The following is a 10,343-nucleotide window of genomic DNA, read 5'->3' on the forward strand; positions in this document are numbered from 1 at the left end:
CGCGCCGGTCGGCCGGAGCGTGCTCCGCGGTCAGCAGCACCGCCCCGCCCCACTCCCCGCCGAGCCCCAGCCCCTGCAGAAAACGCAGCACAAGGAGCAGCACGGGAGCGGCCGTACCGATGGAGTCGTACGTCGGCACGCAGCCGACCGCGACGGTCGCTGCGCCGGTCAGCAACAAGGAGAGGACGAGAACGGGCCGTCGTCCGTGCCGGTCCCCGATGTGCCCGAACAGGACCGAGCCCAACGGCCGCGCCACGAACCCGACTCCGAACGTCCCGAAGGCCGCCAGCGTCCCCGCCACCGGCGAGAACGTGGGGAAGAAGAGCGGGCCCAGGACGAGCGCGGCCGCCGTCCCGTAGACGAAGAAGTCGTAGAACTCGATGGCCGTCCCGGCGAGCGAGGCCGCCGCGAGCCGCGGCATGGAAGGGGGCTTTACTGTGCGTGCACGGTGCATGCCGCGTCAACTACCCACGGTCACCAAGGGTTACGGGGGCGCGCGGGGGCCCGGTGGCCTCAGTAGGTCACCGTGATGCGCCGGGCGGGACCGTCCACGCGGATCACTCCCCCGTAGGGGATGACGATCTGCGGGTCGGTGTGCCCGAGATCCACGTCGAGGACCACGGTGGCGCCGGGGGCGTACGCCTCCATGGCGCGCAGCACGGCCTCGCGCTGTTCCGCCGCGTAACGGGCGCCCTCCTCAGGGCTGTTGGGGTGTTCGAAGGACCACGTCTTGGGCCGGCCCATCAGGAGTGCGGAGAAGCGCTGGAGCAGTCCGCGCTCGCCCATGTTCCGCAGGACGCGGAACACCTCCTCAGCGCTGGGCAGTTCCTCCGTGGTCTCCAGGAAGAGCACGCCGCCGTCGTGGGCGGAGAGGTCGCGCGGGATCTCCCGGTCGGCCATCAGCAGCCAGGCCAGGATCTCCAGACAGCCGCCCCAACTGCGGCCCTCCACCACCCGGTCGGCGTTGACCCAGGTCCATCCGGTGCCGGGCCGGGTCTCCGGTTCCGACTGGAAGGTCGCCGGGTCCGCCCAGTCGCGGTCGACGTCGCGCCACCGCTCGGCCGGACGCAGTTCGTACTCGCCCGAGGTGAAGAGCGCCGCCCGCAGGGATTCGGCGGTCAGCGGGTCCATGGCGCCGGGCCGGCCCAGCTCACACATCACGCTCGCGCCGTGGTAGCCGACGATTCCCGTGTTCCAGAGGTAGGCGAGCAGGTTCGTGTTGTCGCTGTACCCGAAGAACGGCTTCGGGTTGGCGCGGATCAACTCCCGGTCCAGCAGCGGCAGCACGGTGATCTGGTCGTCACCGCCGATCGACGCCATGACCGCCCTGACGTCCGGATCGGCGAACGCCGCGTGGATGTCGTCGGCCCGCTCCTGAGGCGTGGAACCCATCCTCCGGGTCGCCGGATACTCGACCGGTTCGAGGCCGTACTCCTTGCGCAGCCGCTCCAGGCCCAACTCGTACGGGAGCGGAAGGATCCCCGGCAGCGCGGCGGACGGCGAGATCACGGCCACCCGGTCGCCGGGCACGGGCTTGGGCGGGTACGCGGGAGTCGTCATGCGAGGGAGGGTAGGGGCCGTCCCGGTGTCGGCGCACCGTGATAAACCGGGTCTGAGCAGCGGTCCTGAACGGGCCGAGCCATCCGACCGGACCGGAGGAACCGTGCCCCGCACCCTCGCCAACGCCCCGATCATGATTCTCAACGGCCCCAACCTGAACCTCCTCGGGCAGCGTCAGCCGGAGATCTACGGCTCCGACACCCTCGCCGACGTCGAGGCGATGTGCGCCAAGGCGGCGGCCGCGCACGGCGGCACGGTGGACTTCCGCCAGTCCAACCACGAGGGCGAGCTGGTCGACTGGATCCACGAGGCACGCCTCGGCCACTCCGGGATCGTGATCAATCCGGGCGCGTACTCGCACACCTCTGTCGCGATCCTGGACGCCCTCAACACCTGCGACGGGCTGCCCGTGCTGGAGGTCCACATCTCCAACATCCACAAGCGCGAGGAGTTCCGCCACCACTCGTACGTCTCGCTCCGCGCCGACGGCGTGATCGCGGGCTGCGGAGTGCAGGGTTACGTGTTCGGGGTCGAGCGGGTCGCGGCGCTGGCGGGAGCGGCTCGGGCGGAGGCCTGACGGGAGGCGCCGGGCGGACGGCGGGCGATTGTCAGTGGCGGGTGCCACCATCGACGCATGACCTTGATCCAGGATTTCCGAACGCCGTCCACGTCCGCCCCGGGCCGCGAATCCCGGCCCGCGCCGCGCCAGGCCGACGACTACAGCCGTCCCGCCTCCACGATCCGGCGCAGGAAACGCCGCGTGCGTTCCTCCCGCGGGTCGCCGAACACCTCCTCGGCCGTGCCCCGTTCCAGTACTACGCCGCCGTCGAGGAAGCAGACCTGGTCGGCGACGTCGCGGGCGAAGCCCATCTCGTGGGTGGCCAGCACCATGGTCATGCCGTCGTCCTTCAAGTCACGCACGACGGCGAGGACCTCACCCACCAGCTCCGGGTCGAGGGCCGCGGTGATCTCGTCGAGGAGCAGCAGCCTGGGGCGTACGGCCAGGGCGCGGATGATCGCGGCCCGTTGCTGCTGGCCGCCGCTCAGCCGGTCCGGGTACTCGTCCGCCTTGGCGCCGAGCCCGAGCCGGTCGAGCAGCTCACGGGCGTGCGCCTCCGCCTCCGGGCGGTCCACGCCGTGCACGCGGCGCGGGGCCAGCGTGATGTTCTGCAGGACGGTCATGTGCGGAAAGAGGTTGTACGCCTGGAAGACCACGCCGATCCGGCGGCGCACCGCGTCCTGGTCGGCCCGGGGGTCGGTGATCTCCTCGTCGTCCAGCCAGATGGCGCCGTCGTCGATCTCCTCCAGCAGGTTCGCGCAGCGCAGCAGCGTCGACTTGCCAGAGCCGGAGGCCCCGATCAGCGCCGTCACCGTGTGCGGGGCGACCTCCAGATCGACGTCCCGCAGTACGACCGAGTCGCCGAAGGTCTTGCGGACGGCCTCCATCCGCAGCACGGGCACGCCGGAGTCCTTGGGTGTCTCGCTCATATGCTCCCTCCCTGCGCCTGCCGCCGGTCCATCCGTGCCGTGACCCAGTCGGTGAAGCGGGTCATCGGGATGGTCAGCGCGACGAAGACGAGTCCCGCGACGATGTACGGCGTGTAGTTGAGGCTGCGGCCCACGATGATGTCCGCGGCGCGCACGGCGTCGACGGCTCCGCCGATCGAGACGAGCCCGGTGTCCTTCTGCAGGGACACCAGGTCGTTGAGCGGCGGCGGCACCTGACGGCGTACGGCCTGGGGGAGTACCACGTACCGCAGCGCCTGACGGTTGCTCAGCCCCAGCGAGCGGGCCGCGGCGCGCTGCGAGGGATGGACCGACTCGATGCCGGCGCGGAACACCTCGGCGACGTACGCCGAGTAGGTCAGGGTGAGAGCCGTCCCGCCGAGCAGCACCGGATCGACCGTGATGCCCTGCAGCCGCAGCGCCGGCACGCCCAGGACCACGATCATCAGGTTGATGATCAGCGGCAGCCCGCGGAAGAAGTCGGTGTACGCGGCGGCCAGCGCCCTCAGCGGGAAGAACACCGGGCCGCGCAGGGTGCGGGCGACGGCGATCAGCATGCCGAGGACGAGGACCGCGGCGCCGCACACGAGCAGGAGCCGGACGTTCAGCCACAGCCCTTCGAGGACCTTGGGGAACGCCTCGCGCGCGTACTGCGCGCTGAAGAACGTCTCCTTGGTGCGCGGCCAGCCGGGCGCGTTGACGACGACGAGGTAGAGGACGATGCCGGTCACGAGGGTGGACAGCGCGGCGATCGCCGTCGCGCGGCGGGCACGGGAGCGCTTGTACCGCTCCCGCTCGATCCGCCGCGGCGACGGGACGTACGCCTCGCGTGCCTCTCCGTCGCCGGAGTCTCCTTCCGGCTCCCCGCCCGACTCCTCCTTCACGAGCGTCACTTGAGGACCGGCGCGTCGACGGCGTCGGACAGCCACTGCTTCTCGACGGCGGCGAGCGTGCCGTCCTCGCGCAGGGCGTCCACGGCGTCCGTCACGCACGAGGTGAGCGCGCTGCCCTTGTCCAGGACGAGACCGAACTGTTCGGGCGTACCGCCCTGGTTCTCGAACTGCCCGACGATCCTCGCGTCCGTCACCTCGGCCGCGGTGATGTAGAACGCGGTCGGCAGGTCGACCACGATGGCGTCCACCTGACCGTTCTTCAGCGCGGACTTGGCCTGGTCGTTCTTCGCGTACGCGGCCGGCTGCTCGGTCGGCTTCACCACGTCGTCGATGTAGTTCAGGCTGGTGGTGCCGACCTGGGCGCCCAGCTTCACGCCCTTGAGGTCGGCGATGCTCTTCGCCTTCGCGGCCTTGGAGTCCTTCAGCGCGATGACGGCCTGGCGCACGTCGTAGTAGCCGGACGAGAAGTCGACGGCCTTCTTGCGCTCGTCGCTGATCGACACCTGGTTGATGTCGAAGTCGAAGGTCTTCTCGCCGGGTGCGAAGGCCTTGTTGAAGGGCACGCTCTGCCAGACGACGTCGCCCTTGTCGTAGCCGAGCTGCTTCGCCACGGCGTACGCGACGGCCGACTCGAAGCCCTCGCCGTTGGCCGGCTTGTCGTCCTTGAACCACGGCTCGTACGCGGGTTCGTCGGTCGCGATGGTCAGCTTCCCGGAGACTTCCGTGCCCAGCTTGCCCTTGGCGCAGGATTCGGCTCCGGAACCGGAGGGCTTGTCGGAGGCCTTCTCCTCGGGCTGCGGGGCGCAGCCGACGGCGACGGCGAGCAGAGCGACGGTGGCGGTGGACGCGGCGCGGCGCAAGGCGCGTTGGGCAAGATGCATGGCGGGAGAGTGACAGTGGGCAGGTCCGTCTGTCGAGGTCACAGGGGCAACTGTCCGCATGATGGGAACTGGTGTTGCAATGTTGTGAACTCGTGGGGCGCAAGGGCGTCACGACGTCCTGGGCGGTGGCCGCCGGACGTCGGCCACCGCTGCCAGGGCGGGGCCGCCGGCCGAGGGCGGGGATCGACAGGCCGGCGACCCGTCCGCGCAGGAGCCGTCATCCTGTGCGGGACCAGCTACCAGTGGACCGCGCGCTCCCCGTGCGCGGGGAGCGCGTGCGGGGCACCGGAGTGTGCGCTCCGTTCACACGGGGCGCGCACCGGCGCGCACGGCCGGGGACCGCACACCCGACATCGGACGCCTCGCCAACTCCGGCCCGGTGCCCGATGGTTCGCCGTCGCCCACGCCCGACGGTCCACCGCCGCCCGGCGTGCAACCGTGCCCCGGCGCACGCCGGGGCACGGTGTCCGAACGGCTCACCAACGTCCGTCCGGCGCCGTACGGTTCACCAACCCCGCGCGTGCCACTCCGGCAGATGCGGACGCTCGGCGCCCAGTGTCGTGTCGTCGCCGTGTCCCGGGTAGACCCAGGTCTCGTCCGGCAGCGCGTCGAAGATCTTCGTCTCGACGTCGTGGATCAGACTGGCGAACGCCTTCGCGTCCTTACGTGTGTTGCCCACACCACCCGGGAAGAGACAGTCACCCGTGAACACATGCGGGTGTCCGTGCGGGTCGTCGTAGACCAGGGCGATCGAGCCGGGCGTGTGGCCCACCAGGTGGCGGGCGGTCAGCTCCACGTTCCCCACCCGGATCGTGTCGCCGTCCTGGACGGGCACGTCCGTCGGTACGGGGATGCCTTCGGCGTCGTCCCGTCCCGCGTACGTGCGCGCGCCCGTGGCCGTCACGACCTCCGCGAGTGCCTGCCAGTGGTCGCCGTGCTGATGCGTGGTGACGACGGACGCGATGCCGTCGTCACCGATCAGCGTGAGGAGAGTCGCGGTGTCGTTGGCCGCGTCGATCAGCAACTGCTCGTCCGTGGCCCGGCAGCGCAGCAGATAGGCGTTGTTGTTCATCGGGCCGACCGCGACCTTGGAGATCATCAGGTCCCGCAACTCGTGCACATCCGCAGGGCCGCCGACCGTCACCGCTCCGCTGTACGTCATGGCGCCCAGCCTATAGCGGGGGGAGTGCGGGCAGCGGACCGCCTTCGACGCTCAGCACGGACCCGTCGCGGCGGCCCGCGAGCCAGCCGAGGAGGGCGGGCGTGGAGCCGGTCACGGTCACTTCCGCGCCGCCCTCGGTGCCCACCGCTCGCTCTGGGTCGCCGTCTCCGGAGACGCGTCCCGTGCTCCACGCGCGCGTGCCGTCCGTGACGCGCGTGTGCGGCACCTCGGGGTGCCCGGCGAAGCGGTCCGTGAGGAAGGCGATCTCGCGCTCCACGAACTCCTCCGGGAGGTCCTCCAGGTCGTATCCGATCCCCAGATCGACGTGGTGCAACTCGACCTCGATCCACCGCCGGAACGGCACCCCGGACGCCGAGTCGGTGACTCCGTTGCGCAGCTCCACCGTGCGGGACCAGTCCGCGGGCGCGGCCCCCGCCTCCTGGAAGCGGGCCGCGCTCTCGCGGAGGTCGGTGAGCTGTGTCTGCAGGGGGCGCGGGGCGTCCCGTCCGATGTCGGCGTCCCGGGCCTCCCCGGAGACGTACATCGGCCGGCTTTCGAGGACGTTCACGAGAGCGTCCGCGTTTCGGGCCAGGTGGGCGAGGACGTGGCCGCGGCTCCAGCCGGGCAGCCGTGACGGCTCGGCCACGGAGGCGTTGTCCAGTTTGCCGACTGCGGTGAGGAGCCGCTCGGTCGCGTCACGTACAGACGCCAGGTCGCGCACATGATCGTTCATGGGCCCGACGATAGTCCCGCCACACGTTTGGGTGAAGGTTGCGGGCAGCCGCCGTAAATCGAATGCACGTGCTATATGGTCGGGTGCGGCGTCGGGCATGCTGGAGGGCCCGGGATTGTTGTGAACCAGGGAAACCGGACCGGCGCTGTCAGTGGCTCCCTCTAGTCTGAAAAAGACGGGGGCCCCGTCGTCTGAAAAGCCGGGGGCCTCGCCCCTGTCACTTCTCTCAAGAAAGGTGCGGACCGGCGTGGCCGACCGTCTCATCGTCCGTGGAGCGCGCGAGCACAATCTGAAGAATGTCTCGCTCGACCTCCCGCGCGACTCGCTCATCGTCTTCACGGGCCTGTCGGGGTCGGGCAAGTCCTCGCTGGCCTTCGACACGATCTTCGCCGAGGGCCAGCGGCGCTATGTGGAGTCGCTCTCCTCGTACGCCCGGCAGTTCCTCGGCCAGATGGACAAGCCGGATGTCGACTTCATCGAAGGTCTTTCCCCGGCGGTCTCCATCGACCAGAAGTCGACCTCGCGCAACCCGCGCTCGACGGTCGGCACCATCACCGAGGTCTACGACTATCTGCGTCTTCTCTTCGCGCGCATCGGCAAGCCGCACTGCCCCGAGTGTGGCCGCCCCATCACGCGCCAGTCGCCGCAGGCCATCGTCGACAAGGTCCTGGAGCTGCCGGAGGGAAGCCGCTTCCAGGTCCTGTCGCCGCTGGTGCGCGAGCGCAAGGGTGAGTTCGTCGACCTCTTCTCCGATCTCCAGACCAAGGGGTACAGCCGCGCCCGGGTCGACGGCGAGACGATCCAGCTCACCGAGCCGCCCACGCTGAAGAAGCAGGAGAAGCACACCATCGAGGTGGTCATCGACCGCCTCACGGTCAAGGAGGGCGCCAAGCGCCGGCTGACCGACTCCGTGGAGACCGCCCTCGGTCTCTCCGGCGGCATGGTGGTGCTGGACTTCGTCGACCTCCCCGCCGACGACCCCGAGCGCGAGCGCATGTACTCGGAGCACCTGTACTGCGCGTACGACGACCTGTCCTTCGAGGAGCTGGAGCCCCGCTCCTTCTCCTTCAACTCGCCCTTCGGCGCCTGCCCGGACTGCACGGGTATCGGTACGCGCATGGAGGTCGACCCGGAGCTGATCGTCCCGGACGAGGACAAGTCCCTCGACGAGGGCGCCATCCACCCCTGGTCGCACGGCCACACCAAGGACTACTTCGGACGCCTCATCGGAGCCCTCGCGGACGCGTTGGGATTCCGGACCGACATCCCCTTCGCCGGTCTTCCGCAGCGCGCCAAGAAGGCACTGATCCACGGACACAAGACGCAGATCGAGGTCCGCTACCGGAACCGGTACGGCAGAGAGCGTGTCTACACCACGCCCTTCGAAGGCGCCGTCCCCTTCGTGAAGCGGCGGCACAGCGAGGCCGAGAGCGACGCGAGCCGCGAGCGCTTCGAGGGCTACATGCGCGAGGTGCCCTGCCCCACCTGTCAGGGCACGCGCCTCAAGCCGGTCGTCCTCGCGGTCACGGTCATGGAGAAGTCGATCGCCGAGGTCTCCGCCATGTCCATCAGCGACTGCGCGGACTTCCTGGGCGAGCTGAAGCTCGACGCCCGCGACAAGAAGATCGCCGAGCGCGTCCTGAAGGAGGTCAACGAACGACTGCGGTTCCTGGTCGACGTAGGCCTCGACTACCTGTCGCTCAACCGCGCCGCGGGCACCCTCTCCGGCGGCGAGGCCCAGCGCATCCGCCTCGCGACCCAGATCGGCTCGGGCCTCGTCGGCGTCCTGTACGTGCTGGACGAGCCGTCCATCGGCCTGCACCAGCGCGACAACCACCGGCTCATCGAGACCCTGGTCCGGCTGCGCGACATGGGCAACACGCTCATCGTCGTCGAGCACGACGAGGACACCATCAAGGTCGCCGACTGGATCGTCGACATCGGCCCCGGCGCGGGCGAGCACGGCGGCAAGGTCGTGCACAGCGGTTCCCTGAAGGAGCTCCTCGCCAACGACGAGTCGATGACCGGTCAGTACCTGTCCGGCAAGAAGGCCATCCCGCTGCCCGACATCCGGCGCCCCCACGACCCGTCCCGGCAGCTCACGGTGCACGGCGCCCGCGAGAACAACCTGCAGGACATCGACGTGTCGTTCCCGCTGGGCGTCCTCACGGCCGTCACGGGAGTCTCCGGATCCGGCAAGTCCACGCTGGTCAACGACATCCTGTACACGCACCTGGCCCGCGAGCTGAACGGCGCGAGGAGCGTTCCCGGGCGGCACACGCGCGTGGACGGCGACGACCTCGTCGACAAGGTCGTGCACGTCGACCAGTCGCCCATCGGCCGTACCCCCCGGTCGAACCCGGCGACGTACACCGGAGTCTTCGACCACGTCCGCAAGCTGTTCGCCGAGACGACCGAGGCGAAGGTCCGCGGCTATCTGCCCGGCCGCTTCTCCTTCAACGTCAAGGGCGGCCGCTGCGAGAACTGCTCGGGCGACGGCACGATCAAGATCGAGATGAACTTCCTCCCGGACGTGTACGTCCCGTGCGAGGTCTGCCACGGTGCCCGCTACAACCGGGAGACCCTGGACGTCCACTACAAGGGCAAGTCCATCGCCGACATCCTGAACATGCCGATCGAGGAAGGCATGCACTTCTTCGAGGCGGTCCCGGCGATCTCCCGCCACCTCAAGACGCTGAACGACGTCGGCCTCGGCTATGTACGCCTCGGCCAGTCCGCGACGACCCTGTCCGGCGGTGAGGCCCAGCGTGTGAAGCTCGCCAGCGAGCTCCAGAAGCGCTCGACCGGACGCACGGTGTACGTCCTCGACGAGCCGACCACCGGTCTGCACTTCGAGGACATCAGCAAGCTGCTCACCGTGCTGTCCGGCCTGGTCGACAAGGGCAACACGGTCATCGTCATCGAGCACAACCTCGATGTCATCAAGACCGCCGACTGGGTCGTCGACATGGGCCCCGAGGGCGGTGGCGGCGGTGGCCTCGTCATCGCGGAGGGCACACCCGAGGAGGTCGCCGGGGTTCCGGCCAGCCACACGGGCAAGTTCCTGCGAGAGGTCCTGGGCGCCGAGCGCGTCAGCGACGCCTCGGAGGTGAAGGCCCCGCGCAAGACGGCCGCCAAGAAGGCGGTGGCCGCCAGGTCGACGGCGAAGAAGACGGCGACGGCCAAGACCACGACCGCCAGGACCACCACCAAGGCCACCACCGAAAAGGCCGCCAACAACACGGCGACCAAGAAGGCGGCCGCGGTCACGAAGAAGGCGACCCCGGCGAAGAAGACGACGAGGGCCCGCAAGGCCTGAGGCGGGTCCGCAGCCCACGCACAACGCGCCGCGCTCCATGGGAACTCACCCCGGGGCGTGGCGCGTTGCCGCTCTGCCCGTCACACCCGGACCGACCTCGTCGCCCGCCCCGAAGCCGACCGGCTGCCCGCGTCTCGCCGAGCCTCGGCTCCTCCGGCCTTCTCTAGAAGGCACCCAACTCATGCGCGTACGGCGGCTCCGCGCCCGCCCGCGAGCAGGTGATCGCCGCGGCCCGTGCGGCGAACCGCAGCAACTCGGCCCAGCCGTCGGCGCCCAGACCCGCGAGCGC

At 69.9% G+C, this 10,343-nt stretch carries 9 protein-coding genes and 1 pseudogene; 2 read left to right on the top strand and 8 right to left on the bottom strand.

The features are described 5' to 3' along the window. Together O3Q52_RS40170 and O3Q52_RS40175 are read right to left on the bottom strand one after the other, a co-directional pair. Positions 1-454 (bottom strand): MFS transporter (locus tag O3Q52_RS40170; RefSeq protein WP_269653500.1); only part of this gene is annotated, 454 nt, incomplete at its 3' end. 59 nt (positions 455-513) lie between these two features. Further along, a complete protein-coding gene (locus O3Q52_RS40175) occupies positions 514-1,560 on the bottom strand; it encodes a S66 peptidase family protein (RefSeq protein WP_269653501.1) in 1,047 nt (348 codons plus the stop codon). A gap of 103 nt (positions 1,561-1,663) precedes the next feature. On the opposite strand from O3Q52_RS40175, the gene aroQ reads away from it, so the two are divergent. Beyond that, positions 1,664-2,137, top strand: a complete 474-nt coding sequence (aroQ, locus tag O3Q52_RS40180) for a type II 3-dehydroquinate dehydratase (protein ID WP_269653502.1) — start codon at positions 1,664-1,666, stop codon at positions 2,135-2,137. 140 nt (positions 2,138-2,277) lie between these two features. Here the strand turns inward: aroQ and O3Q52_RS40185 are convergent, their stop codons facing one another. The 5 genes from O3Q52_RS40185 to O3Q52_RS40205 form a co-directional block, all read right to left on the bottom strand. Further along, on the bottom strand, positions 2,278-3,048 hold the full coding sequence (locus O3Q52_RS40185; protein ID WP_269653503.1) for an amino acid ABC transporter ATP-binding protein: 771 nt from the start codon (positions 3,046-3,048) through the stop codon (positions 2,278-2,280). Then, positions 3,045-3,959, bottom strand: a complete 915-nt coding sequence (locus O3Q52_RS40190) for an amino acid ABC transporter permease (RefSeq protein WP_269653504.1) — start codon at positions 3,957-3,959, stop codon at positions 3,045-3,047. The genes O3Q52_RS40185 and O3Q52_RS40190 overlap by 4 nt, the downstream gene beginning before the upstream one ends. Then, complete coding sequence (locus tag O3Q52_RS40195; protein ID WP_269653505.1) at positions 3,956-4,840, bottom strand: ABC transporter substrate-binding protein; 885 nt, start codon at positions 4,838-4,840, stop codon at positions 3,956-3,958. Before O3Q52_RS40195 ends, O3Q52_RS40190 begins: the two co-directional genes overlap by 4 nt. 505 nt (positions 4,841-5,345) lie before the next feature. Then, the gene (locus O3Q52_RS40200; protein WP_269653506.1) at positions 5,346-6,002 is read right to left on the bottom strand and encodes an MBL fold metallo-hydrolase; all 657 of its coding nucleotides are present in this window, start codon (positions 6,000-6,002) and stop codon (positions 5,346-5,348) included. Between the two features lie 10 nt (positions 6,003-6,012). After that, positions 6,013-6,735 carry a maleylpyruvate isomerase family mycothiol-dependent enzyme gene (locus tag O3Q52_RS40205; RefSeq protein ID WP_269653507.1) on the bottom strand — a complete coding sequence of 241 codons (723 nt, stop codon included), beginning with the start codon at positions 6,733-6,735 and terminating at the stop codon, positions 6,013-6,015. A 247-nt stretch (positions 6,736-6,982) separates the two neighbouring features. Here O3Q52_RS40205 and uvrA point away from each other — a divergent pair, with 247 nt between their 5' ends. Then, complete coding sequence (gene uvrA, locus O3Q52_RS40210) at positions 6,983-10,054, top strand: excinuclease ABC subunit UvrA (RefSeq protein ID WP_269653508.1); 3,072 nt, start codon at positions 6,983-6,985, stop codon at positions 10,052-10,054. A 163-nt stretch (positions 10,055-10,217) separates the two neighbouring features. On the opposite strand, the pseudogene O3Q52_RS40215 reads toward uvrA, so the two are convergent. Further along, positions 10,218-10,343 (bottom strand): annotated as a pseudogene (locus O3Q52_RS40215) (carbohydrate kinase); the annotation flags it as partial.

Source organism: Streptomyces sp. ActVer, assembly GCF_027270795.1.
Taxonomy (GTDB): domain Bacteria; phylum Actinomycetota; class Actinomycetes; order Streptomycetales; family Streptomycetaceae; genus Streptomyces; species Streptomyces umbrinus_A.